The organism is Aminobacter sp. BA135, assembly GCF_050859125.1.
Lineage (GTDB): Bacteria > Pseudomonadota > Alphaproteobacteria > Rhizobiales > Rhizobiaceae > Aminobacter > Aminobacter ciceronei.
The window spans coordinates 2,031,583-2,056,517 of sequence record NZ_CP139572.1; the positions used below are offsets into that span (position 1 = coordinate 2,031,583).

At 63.2% G+C, this 24,935-nt stretch carries 22 protein-coding genes; 17 read left to right on the top strand and 5 right to left on the bottom strand.

Annotated elements, in window-relative coordinates; genetic code table 11:
- Position 1: 1 nt before the first annotated feature.
- From SLT36_RS09925 to SLT36_RS09950, 6 genes are all read left to right on the top strand, one after another.
- Positions 2–922: an ABC transporter permease gene (locus SLT36_RS09925; RefSeq protein WP_154386443.1), complete on the top strand. Its 921-nt coding sequence runs from the start codon at positions 2–4 to the stop codon at positions 920–922.
- Entirely contained in the window at positions 915–1,715 is an 801-nt protein-coding gene (locus tag SLT36_RS09930; protein WP_432287154.1) for an ABC transporter permease, read from the top strand. Before SLT36_RS09925 ends, SLT36_RS09930 begins: the two co-directional genes overlap by 8 nt.
- Positions 1,716–1,732: 17 nt before the next feature.
- Positions 1,733–2,767 carry an extracellular solute-binding protein gene (locus SLT36_RS09935; RefSeq protein ID WP_432287156.1) on the top strand — a complete coding sequence of 345 codons (1,035 nt, stop codon included), beginning with the start codon at positions 1,733–1,735 and terminating at the stop codon, positions 2,765–2,767.
- Positions 2,768–2,884: 117 nt separating this feature from the next.
- The gene (locus SLT36_RS09940; RefSeq protein ID WP_246340993.1) at positions 2,885–3,910 is read left to right on the top strand and encodes an extracellular solute-binding protein; all 1,026 of its coding nucleotides are present in this window, start codon (positions 2,885–2,887) and stop codon (positions 3,908–3,910) included.
- 165 nt (positions 3,911–4,075) lie between these two features.
- Positions 4,076–5,272, top strand: coding sequence for a serine hydrolase domain-containing protein (locus SLT36_RS09945; protein ID WP_432287158.1), 1,197 nt, complete (start codon positions 4,076–4,078; stop codon positions 5,270–5,272).
- Positions 5,273–5,298: 26 nt separating this feature from the next.
- Positions 5,299–6,477: a serine hydrolase domain-containing protein gene (locus tag SLT36_RS09950; RefSeq protein ID WP_432287159.1), complete on the top strand. Its 1,179-nt coding sequence runs from the start codon at positions 5,299–5,301 to the stop codon at positions 6,475–6,477.
- A gap of 93 nt (positions 6,478–6,570) precedes the next feature.
- On the opposite strand, the gene SLT36_RS09955 is transcribed toward SLT36_RS09950, so the two are convergent.
- Complete coding sequence (locus tag SLT36_RS09955; RefSeq protein ID WP_432287161.1) at positions 6,571–7,557, bottom strand: LysR family transcriptional regulator; 987 nt, start codon at positions 7,555–7,557, stop codon at positions 6,571–6,573.
- A 338-nt stretch (positions 7,558–7,895) separates the two neighbouring features.
- Between SLT36_RS09955 and chvE the strand changes: the two genes are divergently transcribed.
- The 5 genes from chvE to SLT36_RS09980 all read left to right on the top strand — a co-directional run bounded on the left by chvE (position 7,896) and on the right by SLT36_RS09980 (position 13,823).
- A complete protein-coding gene (gene chvE, locus SLT36_RS09960) occupies positions 7,896–8,912 on the top strand; it encodes a multiple monosaccharide ABC transporter substrate-binding protein (protein ID WP_154386477.1) in 1,017 nt (338 codons plus the stop codon).
- Between the two features lie 228 nt (positions 8,913–9,140).
- Complete coding sequence (mmsA, locus tag SLT36_RS09965) at positions 9,141–10,679, top strand: multiple monosaccharide ABC transporter ATP-binding protein (RefSeq protein ID WP_432287163.1); 1,539 nt, start codon at positions 9,141–9,143, stop codon at positions 10,677–10,679.
- Entirely contained in the window at positions 10,676–11,890 is a 1,215-nt protein-coding gene (mmsB, locus tag SLT36_RS09970) for a multiple monosaccharide ABC transporter permease (RefSeq protein WP_432287165.1), read from the top strand. Before mmsA ends, mmsB begins: the two co-directional genes overlap by 4 nt.
- Positions 11,891–12,046: 156 nt before the next feature.
- Positions 12,047–13,042: an AraD1 family protein gene (gene araD1 / locus SLT36_RS09975; RefSeq protein ID WP_067958653.1), complete on the top strand. Its 996-nt coding sequence runs from the start codon at positions 12,047–12,049 to the stop codon at positions 13,040–13,042.
- A 10-nt stretch (positions 13,043–13,052) separates the two neighbouring features.
- Positions 13,053–13,823: an SDR family NAD(P)-dependent oxidoreductase gene (locus tag SLT36_RS09980; RefSeq protein WP_432287167.1), complete on the top strand. Its 771-nt coding sequence runs from the start codon at positions 13,053–13,055 to the stop codon at positions 13,821–13,823.
- A gap of 3 nt (positions 13,824–13,826) precedes the next feature.
- On the opposite strand, the gene SLT36_RS09985 is transcribed toward SLT36_RS09980, so the two are convergent.
- The 4 genes from SLT36_RS09985 to SLT36_RS10000 all read right to left on the bottom strand — a co-directional run bounded on the left by SLT36_RS09985 (position 13,827) and on the right by SLT36_RS10000 (position 17,625).
- Entirely contained in the window at positions 13,827–14,846 is a 1,020-nt protein-coding gene (locus tag SLT36_RS09985) for an aldose epimerase family protein (protein WP_432287168.1), read from the bottom strand.
- Between the two features lie 113 nt (positions 14,847–14,959).
- On the bottom strand, positions 14,960–16,180 hold the full coding sequence (locus SLT36_RS09990; RefSeq protein WP_432287169.1) for an NAD(P)/FAD-dependent oxidoreductase: 1,221 nt from the start codon (positions 16,178–16,180) through the stop codon (positions 14,960–14,962).
- A 17-nt stretch (positions 16,181–16,197) separates the two neighbouring features.
- A complete protein-coding gene (locus SLT36_RS09995) occupies positions 16,198–16,512 on the bottom strand; it encodes a MocE family 2Fe-2S type ferredoxin (protein ID WP_067958664.1) in 315 nt (104 codons plus the stop codon).
- Between the two features lie 24 nt (positions 16,513–16,536).
- Positions 16,537–17,625, bottom strand: coding sequence for a fatty acid desaturase family protein (locus SLT36_RS10000; protein WP_432287171.1), 1,089 nt, complete (start codon positions 17,623–17,625; stop codon positions 16,537–16,539).
- A 161-nt stretch (positions 17,626–17,786) separates the two neighbouring features.
- On the opposite strand from SLT36_RS10000, the gene SLT36_RS10005 reads away from it, so the two are divergent.
- From SLT36_RS10005 to iolG, 6 genes are all read left to right on the top strand, one after another.
- Entirely contained in the window at positions 17,787–18,818 is a 1,032-nt protein-coding gene (locus SLT36_RS10005; RefSeq protein WP_432287172.1) for a LacI family DNA-binding transcriptional regulator, read from the top strand.
- 140 nt (positions 18,819–18,958) lie between these two features.
- Positions 18,959–19,774, top strand: coding sequence for a TIM barrel protein (locus tag SLT36_RS10010; RefSeq protein ID WP_432287174.1), 816 nt, complete (start codon positions 18,959–18,961; stop codon positions 19,772–19,774).
- A 319-nt stretch (positions 19,775–20,093) separates the two neighbouring features.
- Positions 20,094–21,032 (top strand): substrate-binding domain-containing protein, encoded by a 939-nt coding sequence (locus tag SLT36_RS10015; protein ID WP_067958671.1) that lies wholly within the window; start codon positions 20,094–20,096, stop codon positions 21,030–21,032.
- 93 nt (positions 21,033–21,125) lie between these two features.
- Positions 21,126–22,667: a sugar ABC transporter ATP-binding protein gene (locus SLT36_RS10020; protein WP_432288296.1), complete on the top strand. Its 1,542-nt coding sequence runs from the start codon at positions 21,126–21,128 to the stop codon at positions 22,665–22,667.
- 28 nt (positions 22,668–22,695) lie between these two features.
- Positions 22,696–23,739 carry an ABC transporter permease gene (locus SLT36_RS10025; RefSeq protein ID WP_432287175.1) on the top strand — a complete coding sequence of 348 codons (1,044 nt, stop codon included), beginning with the start codon at positions 22,696–22,698 and terminating at the stop codon, positions 23,737–23,739.
- Between the two features lie 154 nt (positions 23,740–23,893).
- Positions 23,894–24,883: an inositol 2-dehydrogenase gene (gene iolG, locus SLT36_RS10030; RefSeq protein ID WP_432287176.1), complete on the top strand. Its 990-nt coding sequence runs from the start codon at positions 23,894–23,896 to the stop codon at positions 24,881–24,883.
- Positions 24,884–24,935: the final 52 nt, after the last annotated feature.

Sequence of the window (24,935 nt, forward strand, 5' to 3'; positions counted from 1 at the left end):
CATGGCAACCGCAGCCGAAATCGAAAAACAGGCAGAGGCGCGGGAGATCAGGAACCGCTGGTATCTCTCGGCGCCGGCGCTGATCATCATCCTTCTGGCCGCATCCGGCCCGCTCTTGATCGTGCTTCTCTATTCGTTCCTGACGCCGGGGCCTTACGGCGACGTTCAGTGGAAATTCTCGACTGAAGGCTGGGTCTCGGTTTTCCTCGAACGCGATATCTTCGATGACACGCTGTCGTTTGCCAGCGCCCACCTGACCATCTTCTGGCGCTCGCTGAAACTCGCGCTCATGGCGACGGTGGCGACGCTGGTCTTCGGTTTTCCGACGGCCTATTTCATCGCAACGCGGTCGGAGCGGACGCGCGACATCTGGCTGTTCCTGATCACCATTCCGTTCTGGACCAACCTGCTGATCCGCACCTTTGCCGTGCTGCAGGTGATCCGCAACGAAGGCTTGATCAACACGGCGCTGATCAATCTCGGCATCATCGACCAGCCGATCCAGATGCTCTACACCGACTTCGCCATCATGGTTGGCATGGTCTATGTCTACCTGCCGCTGATGGTGCTGCCGCTCTATGCCAGCATGGAAAAGCTTGACTTCCGCCTCGTCGAGGCCGGCTACGATCTTTATGCCACGCGCTGGCAGGTGCTGAAGCGGATCATCTTCCCGCTGGTCAGGCCCGGCGTCGTCGCCGGCTCGATCCTGGTGTTCATCCCGGCCATCGGCGCCTATGTGACGCCAAGCGTTCTGGGTGGCGGCAAGAACATGATGTTCGCCAACCTGATCGAGCTGCAGTTCGGGCAGGGGCGCAACTGGCCGCTGGGGGCGGCGCTTTCGATCACCGTCATGGCGATCGTGATGGTGGCGCTGCTCGTCTACGTCCGCAACACCGCGGGCTCGGAGGTGCGTCATGGCTAAGCGCTTCTCGATCAGGCAGCAGACCGGTTTTACGACGATCGCCTGCGCCTGCTTCTTCCTGCTTTACCTGCCGATCGCCGTGCTGGTGGTCTACGCCTTCAACGAATCGAGCTCCGTGTCCGACTGGGGCGGCTTCTCGCTGCGCTGGTTCGTCGCTGCCTGGTCCAACCAGCAGGTCGTCGACGCCTCCTGGCGGTCGCTGAAGATCGCCTCCTCGGCGGCGATCATCGCCACCATTGCCGCAACGATGGCGGCACTGGCGACGACGCGGACGCGCGCCTATCGCGGCCTGACGTTCAAATACGCCTTCATCAACCAGCCGCTGATGGTGCCGGAGATCGTCACAGGCGTGGCGCTGCTGATCTTCTTTGCGCAGATCAAGATCGCCAGCGGCTACAACGGCCTCGGCTACCTGATCGCGGCCCACACGGCGTTCTGCATCCCTTTCGCCTATCTGCCGATCCGGGCGCGCCTCGAGAACATGGACCTGACGCTCGAGCGGGCTGCGGCCGATCTCTACGCCACGCCGTGGAAGGCGTTCCGCCGCGTGACGCTGCCACTGCTCTGGCCGGGAATCATAGCCGGCCTGATGCTCGCCTTCGTCATCTCGCTCGACGACGTGGTCATTACCGAATTCGTCAAGTCGGGAGGGCAGGACACCTTGCCAACCTACATGCTGGGGCAGATCCGCCGCGGCATCACGCCGGAGGTCAATGCGATATCGACCGTCTTCCTGCTCTTGTCGGTCGTCATCGTCACGCTGTTCTTCTTCTTGAGCAGGAAACGGGATTAATCAACGGGAGTGGAATGATGAATCTGAAATCCATGTCGATGGCCGCCGGCCTTGCGCTGCTTGCCTCGACCAGCCTCGCCTCCGCAGCCGGCGAGCTGAACATCTACAACTGGGGCAACTACATCAGCCCCGACATGATCAAGAAGTTCGAGAAGCAGTTCGACGTCAAGGTAACAGTGACCGACTACGACTCGAACGACACCGCACTTGCCAAGGTGCGCCAGGGCGGCACCGGCTTCGACGTCGCCATGCCGTCGCAGACCTACGTGCCGATCTGGATCCAGGAAGGGCTCATCCTCGAGACCAATCCTGGTGGCATGGAGAACTTCAAGAACGTCGCGCCCGAATGGGCCAACCCGGCCTTCGATCCCGGCCGCAAGTACACCGTGCCGTGGGCCTGGGGCACCGTCGGCGTGGTCGTCAACACCGACGTCTACAAGGGCGACATCAACACCTGGAAGATCGTCTTCGACACGCCGGACGAGCTGAAGGGCAAGGTCAACGTCGTTCCCGAGATGAACGACGTCATGCATGCTGCGATCAAGTATGTCGGCGGCGAGCAGTGCACCGGCGACAAGGAAGTGCTGAAGAAGGTGCGTGACGTTCTCGTTGCCGCCAAGCCGAACTGGATCGCCATGGAATACAACACCATCGAAAAGATGGGCGCCGGCGACTTCAAGGCAACCAGCGACTGGAACGGCTCGGCCCTGCGCCAGCGGCTGAAGAACTCGGCCATCCACTACGGCTATCCGACCGAAGGTTTCCAGTACTGGTCCGACAACGTCGTGGTGCTGAAGGAAGCCAAGAACGTCGAGAACGCCAAGCTGTTCCAGAACTTCATGATGGATCCGGAAAACGCGGCGATGAACTCGGCTTTCCATCGCTATGCCAACGGCATCGCCGGTTCGGAGAAGTTCATGCCAGCCGACATGACGTCCGCGCCGGAAGTCGTGGTGCCGGAGGAGTTCAAGAAGAACGGCGAAATCCTCCAGACCTGCGCGCCCGAGGTGACCGCCCTGTACACCAAGATCTGGACCGAACTGCAGAAGTAAGTTCTGCCCGATCAGAAACCATCACGGCCGGACCCGGTCCGGCCGTGATGTTGATGTAGCCTGCCACTGGCAGGGTGCTCACAGTCTGAAATGAAGAGGAGACCTGCTGTGAAACCAATGATGTCCACTGCCGTCGCGGCGATCGCGCTGTTTGCGGCGACCGGCTTTGCCCGCGCCGAAGGCCAGCTCAACATCTACAACTGGGGCAACTACACCAACCCCGAGGTGATCAAGAAGTTCGAGGAAAAGTACAAGGTCAAGGTGACGATCACCGACTACGACTCGAACGACACCGCACTCGCCAAGGTGCGCCAGGGCGGCAGCGGTTTCGACATCGCGGTTCCCTCCCAGACGCATCTGCCGATCTGGATCAAGGAAGGTCTGCTGCTCGAGACCAATCCGGGCGGCATGGAGAACTTCAAGAACGTGTCGCCCGACTGGGCCAACCCCGAATTCGACCCCGGCCGCAAATATTCGGTGCCCTGGGCTTGGGGCACGGTCGGCACGGTTGTCAACACCAGCACCTACAAGGGCGACATCAACACCTGGAAGATCATCTTCGAGACACCCGACGAGCTGAAGGGCAAGGTCAATGTCGTCCCCGAGATGAAGGACGTGGTGACGGCGGCGATCCGCTATGTCGGCGGCCAGCAATGCACCGACGACAAGGAGGTGCTGAAGAAGGCGCGCGACCTGCTGGTGGCGGCGAAACCGAACTGGGTCGCTATGGAGTATGGCGCGATCGACAAGATGAAGGCCGGCGACTTCCAGGCCTCGACAACCTGGAACGGGGCCGCGCTGCGCATCCGGCTGGCGCGTCCTGAGGTGAATTTCGGCTATCCGAAGGAAGGCTTCACCTACTGGAGCGACAACGTGGTGGTGTTGAAGGACGCCAAGAACGTCGAGAACGCCAAGCTGTTCCAGAACTTCATCATGGATCCCGAAATCGCGGCGGGGCTTTCCGCCTATCACCGCTATGCCAACGGCATTGCAGGCTCGGAAAAGTTCATGCCCGCCGAGATGAAGGACGCGCCTGAAATCGTTATTCCGGAAGCGAGCAAGGCGCATGGCACGATGGCCTTGATGTGCCCGCCGGAGGTCGATGCGATCTACACCAAGATCTGGACCGACCTGCAGAAGTAAGGGCTGTTCCGTCTCTCCGTTTACGTGGGGGAAGGTGCCCTGAAGGACGGATGAAGGGCAGCCCCAAGCTTCGAAGCGTTCGCGCCGACCCTCGTCTGGTCCTGAATTTATCGAAAGGCCAGCATCTTCTCCCCGCGGGCGGGGAGAAGAGATAGGTTGAGAGACATGAGCTCCTACAAAAACAGCGAAAACGTGCCTCCCATCATGCAGGGTTCGCCGCCCGCCATGGCCATGCCACGCGAGGACTGGGACCGTCCGCCGTGGAACCGTTGGGCCTTCCAGCATGTGCGCGAAATCTTGCCGACTTCAGAGGTTTGGCGCGGCGAAGGTCCGGTTCGTGAATTGCCGCGCGCCGAGACAGATCTCGACGGCCTGGCGGTCGTGGACAGCGGGGGCAAACCGACGACGCTTTCGGGGCTGCTCGACGAGACCTACACCGATGGCTTCCTCGTGCTCAAGGACGGCAAGATCGCCTATGAGCGCTACTTCAACGGCATGACGCCACGCACGCTGCATCTGTCGCAATCGGTGGCGAAATCGGTGACGGGCGCGGTATGCGGCATTCTTGCGGGGCGAGGTATCGTCGACCCGAAGAAGCTGGTGACCGATTATCTGCCGGAGCTGGCAATGACCGGCTGGAAGGGGGCGACCGTTCAGCAGGTGCTCGACATGACCACGGGTGTCCGTTTCAGCGAGGCTTATACCGATCCCTATTCAGACATCGGCCAGGTCGACGTCGCCGGCGGCTGGAAGCCGGTCCCCGCGGATGCCGACCCCAGCTTCCACTGGCCACGGCATATGTTCGAGTTGATCCAGCGCCTCACCGAAACGACCAGGCCGCATGGCGCTGCCTTCGAGTACCGCTCGATCGAGACTGATGTGCTCGCCTTCATCATGGAGCGGGCGACCGGCAGGCGGCTGCCGCAACTGGTGTCCGAAGAGCTGTGGCAGAAGATCGGCGCCGAGGAGAACGCCTGTTTCACCGTCGACAGCGCCGGTTACGCCATTGCCGACGGCGGCTTCAACGCGACGCTGCGCGACTATGCCCGCTTCGGCCAGACGATCCTGGAGGACGGCGCCGGCATCGTGCCTGCCGGCTGGATCGCCGAGACCCGGCGGGGAATGCATGGCCCCAACTTCAGCACCTCGATGCCCGAGGCCAGCTATCGCAACCAGTTCTGGATCGAGGACCCGCGCTCGCGGACGCTGATGTGCCGCGGCGTGTTCGGGCAACTGATCCATATCAATTTCGACGCCGGCATTGTCACGGTGAAGCTGTCGACCTGGCCCGACTTCACTTCGGTTCCCTATTCGGTGGCGACCCTGAAGGCTGTGCACACCATCGCAGCCGCACTCGCCTGACTGGAACATAGCAGCAAGGACATACTATGACGTCATCAAGCGCCTTCGAGCAGGTATTCGGTTTTGCGCGCCAGGACGTGACGCTCGGCAACTGGCGCGAGAAGCCGTTCAACCGCTGGGCTTTCCAGAATGTCGGCGAGATGGTGCGCAGCACGCGAATCCCGGCCCTGGAGGGCAAGGTCGAGAGCGCGTCCGTCGATCTCGCCGGGCTTCTGACGGAAATCGTTGATATCAACGGTCGAAACGAGAGCGTGGCCGGTTTCCTCGATCGCTCGTCGACGGATGCGCTTGTGGTGATGAAGAAGGGGCGCTTCGTCGGCGATTGGTTCGCGCCCGAGATGCGGCCCGAGGCACGGCACATCATCTTTTCGATCTCGAAGTCGTTGACGGCGATCCTTGCCGGCAGCCTCGAAGGCGAGGGCAAGCTCGACCCGAATGCGCCGGTGACCGACTACGTGCCCGAAGCGACCGGCTCGGTCTACGCCAAAGCCACTGTGCGTCACGTGCTCGACATGACCGTCAGCCTCGATTTCGAGGAGGCCTATCTCGACCCCGAAAGCGCCTTTGCCCGCTATCGCCGCGCCACGATGTGGAACCCGGGCGGCGGATCGGAAACTTTGCGCGAGTTCCTCGTCTCACTGCAGCCGCTGGACGAGCCGCACGGCCAGACCTTCCGCTATCGCTCCCCCAATTCAGACCTGCTCGGCATCATCGTCGAGCGCGCCTCTGGCCAGCGTTATGCCGAGCTGATGGCGGACAAGCTGTGGCAGCCGCTGGGCGCGGTGCGCGATGCCTTCGTCAGCGTCGATGCGGAAGGCTCGGCGCGCGCGGCGGGCGGCGTATCGGTGGCGGTGCGCGACCTCGCGCGCGTCGGCGAGATGATGCGGCAGGGCGGTGTTGCCGAAGGCGGCCGGATTGTGCCTCAGGCCTGGGTCGAAGACACCATCCATGGCGGCGATGCAGTGGCCTGGCAGCGCGGTACGATGACCAACCTGTTCGCCCACGGGCGCTATCGCAACAAGTGGTACCAGAGCGCCAATGCTGCCCAAGCCTATTGCGGCATCGGCATCCACGGCCAGTGGCTCTACATCGACCCCAAGGCCGAGGTGGTGATCTCCAAGATGTCGTCGCAGGCGCTGCCGGTCGACGATCCGCTCGACCTCGACAATGTCGCGTTCTTCGAGGCGATCTGCGCCAGGGTGTGAGGGCCGAGCTCTCGAGTGTCCATCCGTCACGGTTTCGCCGGGCTAACTCTCCTCACTTCCTGGGGGCAAGGCACTTCGGTCCCGTGAGGTCGCCTATGCGATCTCACGCAGGATGTGGTCGTGCAGCAACTGGGCTGTCGGTGACAGCGTGCGGCCGCGCACGGTGATCAGGCTGTAGGGCTGGACGTTGATGTCGAAGGCGATCGGCAGGATCTCGATCGTGCCGTCGAGACCGCTCTTGGCGTTGACGAAGTTGGCGACGTCAGTCGCGATCGGGGCAATGGCGTCCGACTGCGCCACCATCACCAGCGTCAAGAGCAATGAGCTGGTGTTGAGGATGCGGTCGGGCATGCGGACGTTTCGGCTCATGAAGATGCCCTGTACCGTCTGACGTAGCAGCGAACCGCCGGGCTGGAAAACCCAGTCGAATTCGGCAAGGCGTTCCAGCGGAACAGTGCCGGAGCCGGCCAGGGGATGGCCGCGGCGAACGATGAGGCAGGCCTTCTCGATGCCTATGATGCGGCTTTCGAACAAACGCGGATCGAGATCGTCGGGGACGCGGGCGACGATGAAATCGTGGCGCGAGGCGAGGAGTTCGCGTGCCAGGACGGCACTTGTCTCGATCTGCACGCTGATCTCGATGCGCGGATAGCGCTCGCGGATCTTGCGGATGGCAGGTACCGCCAGCTCGATCGCGGGTGCGGTCACCGCGCCCATGGCGACCGAGCCGCCCTTGCCGGACTTGAGGTCGGAGATCTCACGGTCGACCTGCTGCATCTCGAGCAGGATGGCGCGGCCACGGCGGGCAAGGGCTGCGCCATAGGGCGTCAGCCGGATGCCTCGCGGCAGGCGCTCGCAGACCTCGACGCCGAGGATGTCCTCGATCTCGGAGATCATGCGCGAGGCAGCGGGCTGGGAGATGTTCATGACCTGGGCGGCGGCGCTGATCTGGCCGTGATCTTCCAGTGCCACCACCATGCGCATATGGCGCAGCTTGAGGCCGCTGCGCAGCAAGGTTTCGTTGTCGTTGATACGCAGGCTGGTGCCGCTTACCCTGGCGTCGTCCCGGATGTCGACCATCGCGTCCTTCCCTCCTGCTCAGCCTTGAACTGGCTTTGAAGCATACCAGAAATGATATGCCGTGCAGCCGATTTTGCATTTGACTGTTATGCCACATTCCCCGACGTTGAGACCGTCGCGAGTTCGATGTCAGCCAGCCGGGCGCTGGAGCATCGAGCGGAGGAAACGCAGGGCTCGCGGCCTTTTGGAGGAATACGCATCATACCTGGCTTTGCCGCGCCGTTCATGGCGGGGCCACGCGCGAGCGCTTGCGTCCGCGCGCCGGCACTTCACAAGGGAGAGAGAAGGTGAAGATCATCAAGACGTTCGTAGCCGCCCTCGCGGTTGGCCTCGCCGCCATGTCCTATCAGGCCCATGCCCAGGACAAGGGGACGATCGGCATCGCCATGCCGACCAAGTCGTCGCTGCGTTGGATCAATGACGGCGACGCGCTCAAGGCGGCCCTCGAAGCCAAGGGCTACACCATCGACATGCAGTATGCCGAAGACGATATCCCGAACCAGCTCGCCCAGATCGAGAACATGGTGACCAAGGACGCCAAGGCCCTGATCATCGCTTCGATCGACGGAACCACGCTGTCGGCGGTGCTGCAGCAGGCGGCCGACAAGGGCGTCAAGGTCATCGCCTATGACCGCCTGATCCGCGACAGCGGCAATGTCGACTATTACACCACCTTCGACAACTTCAAGGTCGGCGTGCTCCAGGCGGACTCGTTGCTCAAGGGCCTCGGCTATCCCGACAAGCCAGGTCCGTTCAACATCGAGCTGTTCGGCGGTTCGCCCGACGACAACAACGCCTTCTTCTTCTACGACGGCGCCATGTCGGTGCTGCAGCCGCTGATCGACAAGGGCACGCTGGTCGTCAAGTCGGGCCAGATGGGCATGGAAAAGGTCGGCACGCTGCGCTGGGATGCGGCGGTGGCGCAGGCCCGCATGGACAACATCCTGTCGGCCAACTACTCCGACGGCAGCCGTGTCGATGCGGTACTCGCGCCCTATGACGGCCTGTCGCGCGGTATCATCTCGTCGCTGCGCGGCGTCGGCTACGGCACGGCCGAACAGCCATGGCCTGTCATCTCCGGTCAGGACGCCGAGGTACCTTCGGTCAAGGCGATGATCGCAGGCGAGCAGTACTCGACGGTGTTCAAGGACACCCGCGAACTGGCCAAGGTGACCGCGAACCTTGTCGATGCAGCGCTCTCCGGCGGCAAGCCCGAGATCAACGACGAGAAGACCTACAACAACGGCGTCAAGGTGGTTCCGTCCTACCTGCTGGTGCCCGTGTCGGTGGTCAAGGACGATATCCAGAAGGTCCTGGTCGACTCCGGCTACATCAAGGCCGAGGAGATCAAGTAAGCCTCCCGCCTTGCCGCTCCCCGTGCCATTGCGGGGAGCGGTTCAAGGGACCGGACACCCGCTTGGCGGGCTCCCGGCATCAACGCCGAAGGCAGCCAATGCCGGGCGCGGGCGCGTGTCGAGACCCGCGCAAGGAGGGGGTGGAGCTCCGTTCCAAAGAGAGTACGCTGCCTCCGTTTCCGGGTGCATTTTCCTGGACAGGCGGGGCGCCACTTCGAGCGAGGGACCATGAGTGACGACATCATTCTGGAAATGCGCGACATCACCAAGACCTTCCCTGGCGTCAAGGCGCTCGAGAACGTCAATCTCAAGGTTAGACGCGGCGACATCCACGCCATCTGCGGCGAGAACGGCGCCGGCAAGTCGACGCTGATGAAGGTCCTCTCCGGCGTCTATCCCTTCGGCAGCTATTCCGGCGACATCCGCTATGAAGGCCAGGAATGCCATTTCAACGGCATCCATGACTCCGAAAAACGCGGCATCGTCATCATCCATCAGGAGCTTGCGCTCGTGCCGATGCTGTCGATCGCCGAGAACATGTTCCTGGGCAACGAGCAGGCGACCAACGGCATCATCAACTGGGACAAGGTGCGCCGCCGTGCCGCCGCGCTGTTGAAGAAGGTCGGCCTGCGCGAGGACCCCGACACGCTGATCACCAATATCGGCACCGGCAAGCAGCAACTGGTGGAAATCGCCAAGGCGCTGGCCAAGGACGTCCGGCTTCTGATCCTCGACGAGCCGACCGCCTCGCTGTCGGAGAAGGACAGCCAGTCGCTGCTCGACCTGCTCGTCGAGTTCAAGGCGCAAGGCATGACCTCGATCATGATTTCGCACAAGCTGAACGAGATCAAGCGCATCGCCGACCAGATCACCATCATCCGCGACGGCCAGTCGATCGAGACGATGGACAAGGCCGATATCACCGAGGACCGCATCGTCACCTCGATGGTCGGGCGGAGCCTCGAGAACCGCTATCCACATCGCGAGCCGAACATTGGCGAGACCATCTTCGAGGTGAAAAACTGGTCGGTGCACCACCCGCTGCATCCGGAGCGGCAGATCATCAAGAGCGTCAACCTGTCGGTGCGCAAGGGCGAGGTCGTCGGTATTGCGGGCCTGATGGGGGCCGGGCGCACCGAGTTCGCGATGAGCGTGTTCGGCAGGTCCTACGGCACCAACATCACCGGCAACGTGCTGCTGCACGGCAAGCCCGCCGATACCTCGACGGTAGGCAAGGCGGTCAAGGCAGGCCTCGCTTATGCCACCGAGGACCGCAAGGTCTACGGGCTCAACCTGATCGACCACATCAAGCACAATGTGACCGTTGCCAACCTGCCGGCCGTGTCCTCGCGATCGGGTGTGATCGACGACAATGTCGAGATCCGGGCCGCCAACGAGTACCGCAAGAAGACGAACATCCGCTCGTCCAGCGTCTACCAGATCACCGGGAACCTTTCCGGCGGCAACCAGCAGAAGGTGGTGCTGTCGAAGTGGCTGTTTGCCAACCCAGACGTGCTGATCCTCGACGAGCCGACGCGCGGCATCGATGTCGGCGCCAAGTATGAAATCTACGCGATCATCAACAAGCTCGCCGACGAGGGTAAGGGCATCTTGGTGATCTCGTCGGAGATGCCGGAACTTCTCGGCATTTGCGATCGCATCTATGTGCTCAACGAGGGACGCATCGTCGGTGAGATGAAGGCCAGCGAAGCGAGCCAGGAAAAGATCATGCGGGCGATCGTCCGCGGCGAGGAGAAAGCCGCATGAGCACGGAAACAGCTGCCCCAACGGTCAATTCCGCCAAGGCGACGGCGCAAGATGCCATCAAGGCGAACCTGCGCGAATACGGGCTGGTGCTTGCCCTGATCGCCATCATGATCTTCTTCCAGTTCACCACCAGCGGTGTGCTGTTCAAACCGGTCAACCTGACCAACCTGATCCTGCAGAATTCCTACATCATCGTCATGGCGCTCGGCATGCTGCTGGTCATCGTCGCCGGGCATATCGACCTGTCGGTCGGCTCGGTCGCCGGCTTCATCGGCGCGGTCGCGGCGGTGCTGATGGTCGATTTCGGCTTCAATCCGTATCTTGCCGGACTGGTATGCATATGCGTCGGCGCCGTCATCGGTGGGGTGCAGGGCTATTTCATCGCCTATATGAAAATCCCGTCCTTCATCGTCACGCTTGCCGGCATGCTGGTGTTCAAGGGGCTGGCACTGTGGCTGCTCGGCGGGCGCTCGGTCGGGCCTTTCCAGCCGGAATTCCAGATGCTGTCGGCGGGCTTCATCCCCGACCCGATCGGGCCGTGGACGATCGGCGGGGTCAAGCTGCACGCTACCACCATCGTCATTGCCTTGCTGATCGTCGCCGGAATGCTCTTCGCGGCGCTGAAAAGCCGGCGCAACCGCGAGAGCCACGGCTATGACGCCGAGCCCTTCGGCTTCTTCGTGCTGAAGAATGCCGTCATGGCCGGTATCGTGCTGTTCCTGCTCTATATGCTGGCGTCCTATCGCGGCCTGCCCAACGTGCTTGTCGTGATGGGAGTGCTCATCGCCGCATTCGTTTTCGTGACCAAGCGTATGACCTTTGGCCGGCGCATCTATGCGATGGGTGGCAACGTCAAGGCGGCTGCTCTCTCGGGCATCCACACCGAGCGGCTGACATTCTACATCTTCGCCATCATGGGGGCGTTGGCAGCACTTGCCGGACTGATCTTTGCCGCCCGTCTGAACATGGCGACGCCTAAGGCAGGTGCCGGCATGGAGCTCGACGTGATTGCTGCGGTGTTCATCGGCGGTGCTTCGGCGTTGGGCGGTGTCGGCCAGGTGGCGGGCGCGGTCATCGGCGCCTTCATCATGGGCGTGATGAACAACGGCATGTCGATCATGGGCATCAACATCGACTGGCAGCAGGTGATCAAGGGCCTGGTGCTGCTCGGTGCTGTCGCCTTCGACCTCTACAACAAGAAGAAGGCCTAGGCCGCAGGGAGCGACCGGCCGCGGCGCCCGGGGGAGCGGGCCCGCAATCTCGAAGACAACAGGCAAGGCGTGCTGCGCATGTGCGTGGCGCGACGGGAAAGTCTTGCCGGGCGCCGGAAACGAGGCCGGCCGGGGCGAGACGGAAGGAGTGCAGGAATGTTGATGTCCCAGATAATCCTGGCCGACGGCAAGAGCCGGGTGGCGGTGCGGGAAGGCGGGACCGCGCGGCTGGTCAACGACGCCAAGTCGATCTACGCGCTGGCGCTGGAGGCGGTGCGCGCCGGAACCACGCTTGCGGCCATCGTCGCCGACCGCGGCCTTGGCGAGGCCGTCGACATCGAGGCCGCCGGCCGCGCCGGCCAGGTGCTGTCGCCGGTCAGGCATCCCGATCCGGCGCATCTGCATCTGACCGGCACCGGGCTTACCCATCTCGGCTCGGCGGCGACGCGCGACAGCATGCACAAGAAGCTGGACGCCAGTGGCGAGGAGATGCTGACCGATTCCATGAAGATGTTCCGCATGGGGCTGGAGGGCGGCAGGCCGGCGCGAGGCCAGGTCGGTGTGCAGCCGGAGTGGTTCTACAAGGGCAACGGCAACATGGTCGTCGATCCCGGCAAGCCGCTGGTGTCGCCGCACTTCGCGCTCGATGCCGGAGAGGAGCCGGAGATTGCAGGCGTCTATCTCGTCGGCGACGACGGCACGCCCTATCGCATCGGCTTCACGCTCGCCAACGAGTTCTCCGACCACGTCACCGAGCGTATCAACTATCTCTATCTCGCCCATTCGAAGCTGCGGAATGCCTCGTTTGGCCCGGAAATCCTCGTCGGCGAACTGCCCGCCGACATCAAGGGCGCCTCGCGCATTATTCGCGCCGGCAAGCCGATCTGGGAAAAGCCGTTCCTGTCGGGCGAGGCCAACATGTCCCACACCATCGCCAATCTCGAACATCATCACTTCAAATATGGCGTCTTCCGCCAACCGGGCGACGTACATGTGCACATGTTCGGAACGGCGACGCTGTCATTCGCTGACGGGGTGAAGACGGAGCCCGGTGACGTGTTCGAGATCGAGGCGGCGGAATTCGGACTGCCGCTGCGCAATCCGCTGAAACAGGCGCGGGCAGCGGCACCCATCGCGGTCAGGACATTGTGAGGTGATGGCGATGAGCGACGACATGATGGCTAGATATCCGAGCCTGGCTGGGCGGCCGGTGCTCGTCTCCGGCGGAGCGACAGGGATCGGCGAGGCGATGGTGCGGGCCTTTGCCGCTCAGGGAGCGAAAGTCGGATTTGTCGACCTTGCCGAAGCCGAGGGCATGGCTCTTGCCGAGGAGCTGGCGGGCATGGGCGCTTCCGTCGCCTTCCATGCCTGCGACATCACCGATATCGCGGCCTACCGCGAGGCGATAGCCGCGATCGAGGCCTTGCAGGGTCCGACCATGGCGCTGGTCAACAACGCCGCGAGCGACACCCGCCACGACTGGCGCGCGGTGACGCCGGAGTATTTCGATGCGCGTGTCGCGGTCAATCTGCGCCACTCGTTCTTCGCCATCCAGGCGGTGGCACCCGGCATGATCGCCGCCGGCGGCGGTGCCATCGTCAATCTCGGCTCTATCGGCTGGATGAAGGCCTCGGGCGGATATCCTGCCTATGCCGCTTCCAAAGCTGCCGTGCAAGGCATGACGCGCTCCTTCGCCCGCGATCTCGGCAAGCATGGCATCCGGGTCAACACGCTGGTACCGGGCTGGGTGATGACCAAGCGCCAACTTGAGCTCTGGGTTGACGATGCAGCCAATGCCGAGATCGATGCAAATCAGTGCCTGGCAGGGCGGGTCCTGCCCGACGACATCGCGCGCATGGCGCTGTTTCTTTCGGCCGACGATTCCAGCATGTGCACGGCACAGAATTTCGTCGTCGATGGCGGCTGGGTGTAGCGCTTATTCGACCGTCGAGAAGCGATATTCGGTGACCTGCGAGTAGATTTCGTCCGGTCGTAGCACCGCACTTGGAAAGTGAGGGTGATGGATGGCGTCGGGGAAGCGCTGCGGCTCGAGGCACAGCGCGCCGTGACGCATCGGTACGATGCCACCGCGCAAGGGCGGGGCAACCGGCAGGAAGGCGCCGTCATAGAGCTGCAGCCCTGGCTCGGTGGTCCAGAGATCGAGCCGGATGCCGGACAGCGGGCCTTCGAGCCTTGCCGCATGCCACGGCTCGGGCGCCGGCTGCATGGCAAGTACCCAGTTGTGGTCATAAGGGCTGTGTGCCTCGTCCACTCCGTTGCGGACCGGGCGAAGCTCACGGAAATCGAACGGCGTGCCGTCGACGGCTGGCACCTCGCCGGTCGGTATGTTGTTCGCGTCGACAGGTGTGTAGGCCTCGGCGGCGATCTTCAGACGATGGTCGAGGATAGAGCCGCCACCGTCGAGATTGAAATAGGCGTGGGTGGCGAGGTTGACCAATGTGGGGGCATCGGCACGGGCGCCGAGCGCAATGGTGAGGCGTCCGGCGTCGAGCGAATAGCGGCAGGTGGCGATAACCTTGCCGGGGTAGCCCTGATCGCCTGCCTGCGAGATCAGCGCCAGCAGCACCGAACTGTCGTTGGCATCGACGACCAGCCAGTTGCGGCGGAAGAAACCGTCGCTGCCGCCGTGGAGATGCGTGCGCTCCGCCTCGTTGAGATCGAGCTGGAACGTCTGTCCGTCGAGCTCGAAGCTGCCGCCGGCGATGCGGTTGGCGCAACGTCCGGCAATAGCGCCGAAATAGCCGCCATGGCTGAGATAGCCGGCAAGATCGTCGAAGCCAAGGATGACCGAGCGCGGGCCGTCAGGCGTCCCGACGACGAGGTCGGCAAGTGTCGCGCCGAAGGTGAGGATCCTTGCCTCGATGCCTTCGGCGGCGATGTCGATCGCTTGCACCACCGTGCCGTCGGCCATCTGACCGAATTCGCTGATCGGCATTGTCGTTTGCTCCGCGCGGCCCTCGCGCCCAGCGCAGGTTCCTGCAAACCGGCACGATTCTCAAGCGGCTTTTGCCAGCTGCCTTGCGCGTCCTGATGGGTGCGTGCTCCGTGTCAGGCGGCGAGCAGACTCTTGAGCTTGACCGAGGGCGCGGCCAGCGCGCCGATGTCGGGGCGGGCGGATTTTGCGATCAGCATTTCGGCGAGGCGAATGTCGCGCGCAACCGCATTGCCCGGGCCGATGCCGCTGGCGGCGACGAGTCGGCCGTCCTCTTTGAGATGGAACAGGATGAAGGCGCCGTCGTCGAGGTCGCGGCGGACGGTGCGCTCGCCTTCGTCGGGCAAGCCGGCGATCTGCAGGCTGAGCCCGTACTGGTCGGACCAGAACCAGGGAACGCAGGCAAGGGCTTCCTCTGATCCGAGCATGTTGCGCGCGGCGAGCGCGCCGTGCTCCTGGGCGCTGCGCCAGGCCTCCAGCCGGACGCGGCGGCCGCCATAGACGGCGAGCGGGAACGAACAGCAGTCGCCGGCGGCGAAGATCAGAGGGTCGCTGGTGCGTAGCTGTGCGTCGACGGCGATACCGTTATTGAGGGTGAGGCCCGCGGTTTCGGCAAGTGTCGTGACCGGCACCGCGCCGATGCCGATGATGGCGAGATCGGCCGTGACCTGCAGGCCGCTGGCAAGCGTGATGCATACCCCGTCAGCCCTGTCGTTGATGGTCGCAATGCCGTCACCACAGATAATGTCGACGCCTTCGGTTGCGTGCGCCTCGTGGACGACGGTTGCGATGTCTTCCGGCACGCCGCGCATCAGGATGCGCGACTGAGCCTCGATGACGGTGACGTCCGCGCCGAGCTTGCGGGCGGATGCCGCGAGTTCGAGGCCGATGAAGCCGCCGCCGACGATGGCTATCCGGCAGCCGGGACCGAGATGCGAACGGATGGCGAGCGCATCATCGAAGGTCCGGAGATAGACGCAGCGCGAGCCGAGACCGGCAAGCGGCAGCCTGCGCGGTGTGGCGCCGGTGGCGATCAACAGCTTGTCGTAGTCGAGGTCGGAGCCGTTGGTGAGACGGACCGAGCGGTTGGCGCGGTCGATCGATGTCGCGGAGGTGGTGCCGACCACGTCAATGCGATGTTCCTTGAGGCGTGCGGCGTCGGCGATCGCCTTGATGGCGGGTGCATCGGTCGATGTCATCGCCTCCTTGGACAGCGGTGGACGCTCGTAAGGCAGATGCCTCTCCGTGCCGACAAGCGTGATGGTGCCGTCGTAGCCGGCTTCCCGCAGGGCGAAGGCGGCGCGCGTGCCGCCTTCGCCGGCGCCGATGATGATCATTCCCGCCGCCATGTCAGTCAGCCCAACTGGATGAAGACCTTGCCGGCGTCGATCTTTACCGGATAGGTCCTGAGGTTGACGCAGACGGGCGCGCCGCGCGCGGCACCGGTCTTGTAGTTGAAGCGGCCATTGTGCTTGGGGCATTCGATGATATCGCCCATGACCAGGCCCTGCGACAGATGGATCTGCTCGTGGGTGCACAAGCCGTCAGTGGCGAAGAACTCGTCCTCCGGGCTACGGTAGAGCGCGAAGGTGCGCCCGGCATGGTCGAAGCGGATCACGTCTTCCTCGTCGATGTCGTCGGCCGCGCAGGCCTCGATCCAGTCGCTCATGTCTCTCTCCCTGGGGTTCGAAAACTATTCGGCAGCCAGCGCGGTCTCGCTATGGAAGTCCTCGCGGTAGGGCCGTGCCGTCGGCGGCAGCTCGCGCTTGACGAAGTAGTCCTCGTTGCGGAGCTGGCGGACGAAGGCCGGCAGCATCTCGCGGTAGCCGTCCCATATGGAGGGGCTAGGGGCCGGCAGGTCGTGCTTGATCAGCTCATGCAGCTTTGGCAGCGCGTGATAGGGCACCATCGGGAACATGTGATGTTCGACGTGGTAGTTCATGTTCCAGTAGATGAAGCGGCTGACGGGGTTCATCAGCACCGTGCGACTGTTGAGGCGGTGGTCGATAACGTTGTCGGCGAGGCCGCCATGCTGCAAAAGGCCGGTGAGCACGTGATGCCAGGCGCCGTAGAGGCGAGGCAGGCCGACAAGCATCAAAGGCAGCCATGAGCCGAGATAAAGTGCCAGCATGATGGTGGCCACATAGATGGCGAGCCAGATTCGGGCGATGCGGATGGCGCGGGGCTGCTCACTCTCGGGGATGAAGGTCTTTTCCTCCGCGCCGATGATGCCGGCCGCGTTGCGGACCATGTCGACCATGGCGTGCCAAGCATCGAGCAGGCCGAAGAAATTGAGCGCGACGCGCAGAAGGTCTGGCGGGCGCATGACCGCTATCTCTGGATCGCGGCCGACGATGACGGTGTCAGTGTGGTGGCGGGTGTGGCTCCAGCGCCAGGTCACCGGATTGCGCATGATCATGAAGCAGGCGATCTGATAGACCGCGTCGTTCATCCACTGCGTCCTGAAGGCGGTGCCATGGCCGCATTCGTGCCAGCGCGAGTCGGTGGCCGAGCCGTAGAGCACGCCGTAGCAGAGGAAGAAGGGCACACACCACCAGCTGCCCCACAGCGCCGCGCCGGCAGTACCGAAGGTGATGAGCAGGCCGAGCCAGATTGCGGTGTCGCGGATGGCCGGACCGTCCGAGCGCTGCATCAGCTCCTTCATCTGCTTGCGCGGAATGTCGGTGTGGTACCACTCGGCAGCCGCAAGGCCGCTTTCGACGGCGCGATGCGCGCTTTCTCCCACAAGGCTGTAGTCGCGCGCCAAAGGCGTCACGGTCATGGCTCTCTCCCCGGAAGTCGGAAACAGGTCCGCGATGGGCGCTGGACATCGTTCACTGGAAGAATGCTAACTCATGATGCGATATTTTCAATCATTGCATGATGGTTTCTATCATTTTCTATCATGTTGTGCTAAGCTGCGGCAGAATCCAGGGATTGGACATGAGCAAGCGCCCGACAATCACCGATCTCGCCCACGCCTCGGGCGTCAGCGTTGCAACCGTCGACCGTGTGCTGAACGGGCGCCTGCCGGTGCGCGAGGAAACGCAGCGCCGCGTCTACGAGGCGGCGACATCCATCGGCTATCATGCCGCCGGGCTGATCGCGCAGCGCATGCGCAAGGAACTGCCGGTGTATCGGCTCGGCTTCGTGCTGCTGCGGCCGAAAGACGTGTTTTACCGTGCCTTCGCCGGTGAACTGGAGGAGGCGATAACCCAGGCGACAGGGTTTCGCGGTGCTGGTGTCATCGAGTTTGCCGAGACGCTCGCGCCGGAGGAGATTCTGGAACGGCTGCGGCGGCTGGCGGCAAGCTGCGATGCGGTGGCGCTGGTCAGCCCCGACCATCCCAGCGTGACGGCGGCGGTTGCTGAACTCAAGCAGCGCGGCATTCCCGTCTTCGCGCTGCTGTCGGACTTCGCGACGGGCATTCGCGAGGGGTACGTTGGCATCGACAACCTCAAGGTTGGACGTACCGCCGCCTGGATGATCTCCAAATGCGCGCGGCGGCCGGGCAAGGTGGCGTTGTTCGTCGGCAGCCATCGCTTCCATGGCCATGAATTGCGCGAGATCGGCTTTCGCGCTTTCTTCCGCGAACATGCGCCCGACTTCACGCTGCTCGAAACCATCGTCAACAACGAGTCCTGGGAAGCCACCCACCAGGTCGTCGACGACCTGCTCCGCAAGCATGACGATCTCGTCGGTTGTTACGTTGCCGGCGGTGGCATCGAAGGGGCGATCTCGGCGCTACGCCAGGCTAAGGCCGATCCGTTGCCGGTGCTGATCTGCAACGAGATAACCTTGGACACACGCGTGGCATTGGCCGACAACCTTGCAACGATGGTGATTGCGACGCCGCTGGCATCGTTGTGCCGCGAACTTGTCGGGCTGATGGCGCATGCGGTCGAGGAGGGGGCGGCCAACGCCCCCGGTCAGACCTTCCTGCCGTTCGATATCTTCCTGCCGGAGAACATCTGACGGTGTGGCCTGCCAGCCATGCGAATCTATCAGTAAATGATAGATTCGCATCATACTTCGGATTGACTGTTCTATTATATGGGTAGATTGGAACATAAATATCGATGCGCCGCCCCGCGATCCCGGAGGAGAAATTCGGCATGCCCAGCAAGCTCACATTCGCGCTGAACCATATGGTGGCACCCGGGCTGAAGCCGGCGGCGTTCTTCGCATTGTGCCGGGACCTTGGCCTGAGCGATGTCGAAATCCGCAACGACCTCTCAGGCAACGCCATCATCGACGGCACGCCGGCTGCGGCCATCAAGGCGCAGGCAGCGGAAAATGGAATGTCCATTGCAACCATCAACGCCCTGCAGCGCTTCAACGAGTGGAACGCCGCGCGCGAAGCCGAGGCGATCGAACTCGCCGACTATGCCCGCGACGCCGGTGCTGCGGCGCTGGTCCTGGTTCCGGTCAATGACGGCACGGGGCAGGCCGATGGCGAGCGCCAGCGTAACCTCAGGACGGCGCTGACGGCGCTGACCGCGATCCTCGGCGATCGCGGCGTGCGTGGACTTGTCGAGCCGCTCGGCTTCGAGATCTGCTCGCTGCGCTCCAAGCGCGAGGCGGCCGAAGCCATCGAGGATGTCGATGGAACTGACACTTTTCGAATGGTTCACGACACGTTCCATCATCATCTTGCCGGCGAGCCCGACATCTTCCCAGGCATGACCGGCCTGGTGCACATTTCAGGCGTCGACGACCCCGCGGTGACGGTCTCCGACATGCGCGACCCGCACCGGGTCTTGGTCGATGCAGCCGACCGGCTCGACAATGTCGGCCAGATCCGTGCGCTGGTGTCTGGCGGCTATCAGGGACTGCTCTCCTTCGAGCCGTTTTCGCCTGTCGTGCAGAAGCTTACCGAGCCGCGCCCAGCGCTTGCCGAGAGCATTGCGTTCATCCGCTCGCGGGTCTGACGCAACGGCTCCATCCAGCGAAATAGCCGTCATCTCCAGCGCCGCCCGGGCGACCGGGCGGCGCAATTCGTTGTTCCCCCAGGATTGATAGGCAGGCAATGGAATGTCTCTTGACGTTTGACCTCAATATGGAATAAACATTTCATATATAAAAAACACGGCCCGAACATTCTGAATTTGGGCCGGCATCGGGAAGCGGGTGGCGCATCTTGCATCGCGGAGGAGCGATGGTGCCTCTCGTAGAGACGAGCCTGCGGCCGACCGCGGGCTTCCGGCACATCGGGGTGCAGCCGGGCACCATTGTTGGAGGAGAGTGAACATGAGGAAATTCCTGCTCGGCGTAGCCATGACCGCGCTGATGTCCGGCACTGCGTTTGCCGGCGATATCGGCGTCAGCATGGCCAATTCTGACACCTTCCTGACCGTCCTGCGCAAGGGTATCGAGAAGTCCGCGGCTGACGCCAGCCAGCCGGTCGTCATCGAGATCGCCGACGACGACGTTAACAAGCAGCTCAGCCAGGTCCAGAACTTCATCGCCGCCAAGGTCGACGCCATCATCGTCAATCCGGTCGACACCTCGGCCACCGGGCCGATGACCAAGCTTGCCACCGACGCCGGCATTCCGATCGTCTACGTCAACCGCGAGCCGATCGACGTCGGCGCGCTCGGTGCTAAGGGTGCTTTCGTCGGTTCGAACGAAGTCGATTCCGGCACGCTTGAGACCAAGGAAGTCTGCCGCATCCTCAAGGAAGCCGGCAAGACCGAGGCCGGCATCCTGATCATGGTCGGTGACCTCGCCAACCAGGCGGCTGTGATGCGCACCAAGGACATCCATGATGTCAACGCCGGCAGCGACTGCGGCGTCAAGCTGAACGTCATCGACGAACAGACCGCTGGCTGGGATCCGGTCAAGGCACAGGACCTGATGACCAACTGGATCGCCGCCGGCCACAAGCCGGACGCCGTCATCTCGAACAACGACAACATGGCCATCGGCGCCATCAACGCCATGAAGGCGGCCGGTTGGGACATGAAGACCGTGATCGTGGCCGGCGTCGATGCGACCCAGGAAGCGCTCGCCTACATGAAGGCCGGCGACCTCGATGTGACCGTGTTCCAGAACGCCGCCGCCCAGGGTGGCGGTGCGGTTGAAACCGCCATGAAACTCGCCAAGGGCGAAGCCGTGACGTCGCCCGTCTGGGTGCCGTTCGAGCTGGTGACCCCGGCGAATATGGACCAGTACACCACCAAGAACTGATATGATCTGACCAATGCGCCGTCGCAAACGGCGGCGCATTTTCCCCACGAGGACCTTGACCCGCGCAACAGTCGGGCCGGCCTGGGAGGACCAATCATGCAAAGCACCGGTACGATGGAAGCGGCGCCTGCGGGCGGTGCCGCGGTGGATGGCGGCTATCTTCTCGAGGTCGAAAACGTTCGTAAGGAATTCCCGGGTGTCGTCGCCCTCGACAACGTCCAGCTGCGTCTGAAACGCGGCAGCGTACATGCGCTGATGGGCGAGAACGGCGCCGGCAAGTCGACGCTGATGAAGATCGTGGCCGGAATCTACACGCCTGACTCCGGCAGCTTCAAGCTGCGCGGCGAAGACATCAAGCTGCGCGGGCCGCTCGATGCGCTCGAACACGGCATCGCCATGATCCACCAGGAACTCAACCTGATGGCGCCGATGACGGTGGCCGAGAACATCTGGATCCGCCGCGAGCCGCTGACCCGGCTTGGCTTCGTCGACCATGGCGAGATGCGCCGCAAGACATCAGACCTGTTCAGGCGCCTCAACATCGACATCGATCCCGAGGTTCAGGTGGGTACGCTGACCGTCGCCAGCCGCCAGATGGTCGAAATCGCCAAGGCGGTGTCCTACGAATCCGACGTGCTGATCATGGACGAGCCAACCTCGGCGCTGACCGAGCGCGAGGTCGACCACCTGTTCACCATCATCCGGGCGCTGCGCGCCCAGGGCAAAGGCATCATCTACATCACCCACAAGATGAACGAGCTGTTCGAGATCGCCGACGAGTTCTCGGTGTTCCGCGACGGCAAGTACATCGCCACCAAGGCGTCGACCGAGGTGACCCGCGACGACATCATCCGCATGATGGTGGGGCGCGAGATCACCCAGATGTTCCCCAAGGAGGAGGTGCCGATCGGCGACGTCGTGCTGTCGGTGAAGGGGCTCACGCTGAAGGGCGTCTTCTCCGACGTTTCATTCGACGTGCGTTCTGGCGAAATCCTCGGCATTGCCGGTCTCGTCGGCTCGGGCCGCTCCAACATCGCCGAAACGATCTTCGGCGTGACGCCGTCGGACGCCGGCACCATCGAGCTGTTCGGCAAGACGGTCCGTGTCGACAGCCCGGCCACGGCTATGAAGCACGGCATGGCTTTCCTGACCGAGGACCGCAAGGAAACCGGCTGCTTCCTCTTGCTCGACATCCAGGAAAACACCCAGATGGCGGTGCTGCAGTCGGACTATGTCAAGAACGGTTTCGTGCAGCAAAAGCAACTCGGCAAGGATTCGCTCGAGATCAGCGCGGCGCTGAGGGTGAAGACCCCAGACATGGCCGAGCCGATCATCAACCTGTCCGGCGGCAACCAGCAGAAGGTGCTGATCGCGCGCTGGCTTTTGACCAAGCCGAAGATCCTCATCCTCGACGAGCCGACGCGCGGCATCGATGTCGGCGCGAAGGCCGAAATCCATCGCCTGATCTCGAAGCTCGCCGGGCAGGGGGTGGCGGTGGTCATGATCTCGTCCGAGATGCCCGAGTGCCTGGGCATGAGCGACCGCATCATGGTGGTGCATGAGGGCCGCGTCACCGGCTTCCTCGACCGCGCCGAGGCCAGTCAGGTCAAGATCATGGAACTCGCGTCGCACTGACGCCAATCAGCTCAAGGGTGGAAGAACCATGTCGACGAACGAGATTGCGGGTCCCGCAAACGTCATCGGAAGCAAGAAGCGCCTGCCGCCGGAGGTGTCCATCCTCGGCGTGTTGATCGGTATCGCCATCGTCTTCGAGATTCTTGGCTGGATCTTCGTCGGTGACAGCTTCCTCGCCAACAAGCAGCGCCTGTCGATCATCATCCTGCAGGTATCGGTGATCGGCATCATCGCGGTCGGAGTGACCCAGGTCATCATCACCGCCGGCGTCGACCTGTCGTCGGGCTCGGTCGTCGGTCTCGCCGCCATGGTCGCGGCGAGCCTGGCGCAGACATCGGCCAATCCGCGCGCCGTCTATCCCGCGTTGACCGACATGTCGCCGATCTGGGCGATCCTCGCCGGCCTCGGCGTCGGCCTTCTTGCCGGCATCGTCAACGGCTCCCTGATAGCACGGACCAAGATACCGCCCTTCATCGCCACGCTTGGCATGATGGTGTCGGCGCGCGGCCTCGCCAAATGGTATACGCTCGGCCAGCCGGTGGCGCTGCTCGACGACAGCTTCACCTGGTTTGGCAAGAGCTTCAACATCCTCGGCTTTCCGCTGCCGCTGCCGGTCATCATCTTCCTCTTGGTTGCCGTCATCTGCCACATCGCGCTGACCTACACTCGCTACGGCAAGTTCACCTATGCCATCGGCGCCAACCCGCAGGCGGCGCGCGTCTCGGGCATCAATATCGGCGGCCACCTGATCAAGGTCTATGCCATTGCCGGTCTGCTGTCGGGACTGGCCGGCGTGATGACCGCGGCCCGCGCCGCCTCAGGCCAGCCGGGCATGGGCGTGGCTTACGAACTCGACGCCATCGCTGCTGCGGTCATCGGCGGCACCTCGCTCTCGGGCGGCGTCGGGCGCATCACCGGCACTGTGATCGGCACGATCATCCTTGGCGTGCTGACTTCGGGCTTCACCTTCCTCAAGGTCGGCGCCTACTATCAGGAAATCATCAAGGGCATCATCATCGTTGCGGCCGTGATCATCGACCAGCATCGCCAGAACAAGCGCAAGAAGGCGTAAAGAGTGCTTTGGACATGATCTTATCCGAAAACCGGGTTCCACTTTTCGGGATCATGTCAGAATCAGGCCGCCCGGCTTCCCGTCGGCGGGCGGCCCCTCCCCAAAGATCAAGATTGCAGGCCCGGACGGCGCGGGCCAAGGAAATGAGGTTGTCATGACAGTTCGGTTCGGTGTCCTCGGCGCAGGCCGCATCGGCAAGGTCCACGCAAAGGCCGTGGCCTCCAACCCGCAGGCCAAGCTCGTTGCGGTGGCCGATGCCTTCGAAAAGGCGGCCAACGATCTCGCCGGGGCCTATGGCTGCGACGTACGTACGATCGAACAGATCGAGGAAGCGGCCGACATCGACGCGGTGGTGATCTGCACGCCGACCGACACCCATGCCGACCTGATCGAGCGCTTCGTGCTCGCCGGCAAGGCGGTGTTCTGCGAAAAGCCGATCGACCTCGACGCCAAGCGTGTCGAAAAGTGCCTTGCCGTGGTCGAGAAGGCCGGCGGCACGCTGATGGTCGGTTTCAACAGGCGTTTCGACCCGCATTTCGCCGCTGTGCGCAAGGCGATCGACGACGGCGCCATCGGCAAGGTCGAGCAGGTGGTGATCACCTCGCGCGATCCCGGCGCGCCGCCGGCCGAATACATCACGCGTTCGGGCGGCATCTTCCGCGACATGACCATCCATGACTTCGACATGGCCCGCTTCCTGCTCGGTGCCGAACCGGTGGCAGTGACGGCAACCGCCTCGGTGCTGGTCGACAAGAAGATCGGCGAGCTCGGTGATTTCGACAGTGTCAGCGTCATTCTGGAGACCGCGACCGGCCAGCAATGCGTCATCACCAATTCGCGTCGCGCAACCTATGGCTATGACCAGCGCATCGAGGTGCATGGTTCGGATGGCATGGTGGCGGCGGAGAACCAGCGCGCCGTTTCAATCGAGGTCGCCAACGGCAAGGGCTATACTCGCCCGCCGCTGCACGACTTCTTCATGACCCGCTACACCGAAGCCTATGCCGCCGAGATCGCCGCCTTCGTCGCTTCGGTGACCAAGGGTGCCAGGATCTCGCCCGACGGCAAGGACGGCCTGATGGCGCTGAAGCTGGCCGATGCGGCGCTGAAGTCGGCCAAGGAAGGCAAGACCGTACGGCTCTAAGCCAACGGGCGGACAGTCGCCTCGGGGCAATTGGCCTCGGGGCGCACAGCCA

Coding starts and splice junctions, on each gene's coding strand:
- SLT36_RS10005 (WP_432287172.1), top strand. CDS start 17,787: ATGAGCAAGCGCCCGACAATCACCGATCTCGCCCACGCCTCGGGCGTC.
- SLT36_RS10025 (WP_432287175.1), top strand. CDS start 22,696: ATGTCGACGAACGAGATTGCGGGTCCCGCAAACGTCATCGGAAGCAAG.
- mmsA (WP_432287163.1), top strand. CDS start 9,141: ATGAGTGACGACATCATTCTGGAAATGCGCGACATCACCAAGACCTTC.
- SLT36_RS09940 (WP_246340993.1), top strand. CDS start 2,885: ATGATGTCCACTGCCGTCGCGGCGATCGCGCTGTTTGCGGCGACCGGC.
- SLT36_RS10015 (WP_067958671.1), top strand. CDS start 20,094: ATGAGGAAATTCCTGCTCGGCGTAGCCATGACCGCGCTGATGTCCGGC.
- SLT36_RS09950 (WP_432287159.1), top strand. CDS start 5,299: ATGACGTCATCAAGCGCCTTCGAGCAGGTATTCGGTTTTGCGCGCCAG.
- SLT36_RS09935 (WP_432287156.1), top strand. CDS start 1,733: ATGAATCTGAAATCCATGTCGATGGCCGCCGGCCTTGCGCTGCTTGCC.
- mmsB (WP_432287165.1), top strand. CDS start 10,676: ATGAGCACGGAAACAGCTGCCCCAACGGTCAATTCCGCCAAGGCGACG.
- SLT36_RS09985 (WP_432287168.1), bottom strand. CDS start 14,846: ATGCCGATCAGCGAATTCGGTCAGATGGCCGACGGCACGGTGGTGCAA.
- SLT36_RS10000 (WP_432287171.1), bottom strand. CDS start 17,625: ATGACCGTGACGCCTTTGGCGCGCGACTACAGCCTTGTGGGAGAAAGC.
- SLT36_RS09995 (WP_067958664.1), bottom strand. CDS start 16,512: ATGAGCGACTGGATCGAGGCCTGCGCGGCCGACGACATCGACGAGGAA.
- SLT36_RS10010 (WP_432287174.1), top strand. CDS start 18,959: ATGCCCAGCAAGCTCACATTCGCGCTGAACCATATGGTGGCACCCGGG.
- SLT36_RS09925 (WP_154386443.1), top strand. CDS start 2: ATGGCAACCGCAGCCGAAATCGAAAAACAGGCAGAGGCGCGGGAGATC.
- SLT36_RS09930 (WP_432287154.1), top strand. CDS start 915: ATGGCTAAGCGCTTCTCGATCAGGCAGCAGACCGGTTTTACGACGATC.
- SLT36_RS09980 (WP_432287167.1), top strand. CDS start 13,053: ATGAGCGACGACATGATGGCTAGATATCCGAGCCTGGCTGGGCGGCCG.
- SLT36_RS09955 (WP_432287161.1), bottom strand. CDS start 7,557: ATGGTCGACATCCGGGACGACGCCAGGGTAAGCGGCACCAGCCTGCGT.
- SLT36_RS09945 (WP_432287158.1), top strand. CDS start 4,076: ATGAGCTCCTACAAAAACAGCGAAAACGTGCCTCCCATCATGCAGGGT.
- chvE (WP_154386477.1), top strand. CDS start 7,896: ATGTCCTATCAGGCCCATGCCCAGGACAAGGGGACGATCGGCATCGCC.
- SLT36_RS09990 (WP_432287169.1), bottom strand. CDS start 16,180: ATGATCATCATCGGCGCCGGCGAAGGCGGCACGCGCGCCGCCTTCGCC.
- araD1 (WP_067958653.1), top strand. CDS start 12,047: ATGTTGATGTCCCAGATAATCCTGGCCGACGGCAAGAGCCGGGTGGCG.
- iolG (WP_432287176.1), top strand. CDS start 23,894: ATGACAGTTCGGTTCGGTGTCCTCGGCGCAGGCCGCATCGGCAAGGTC.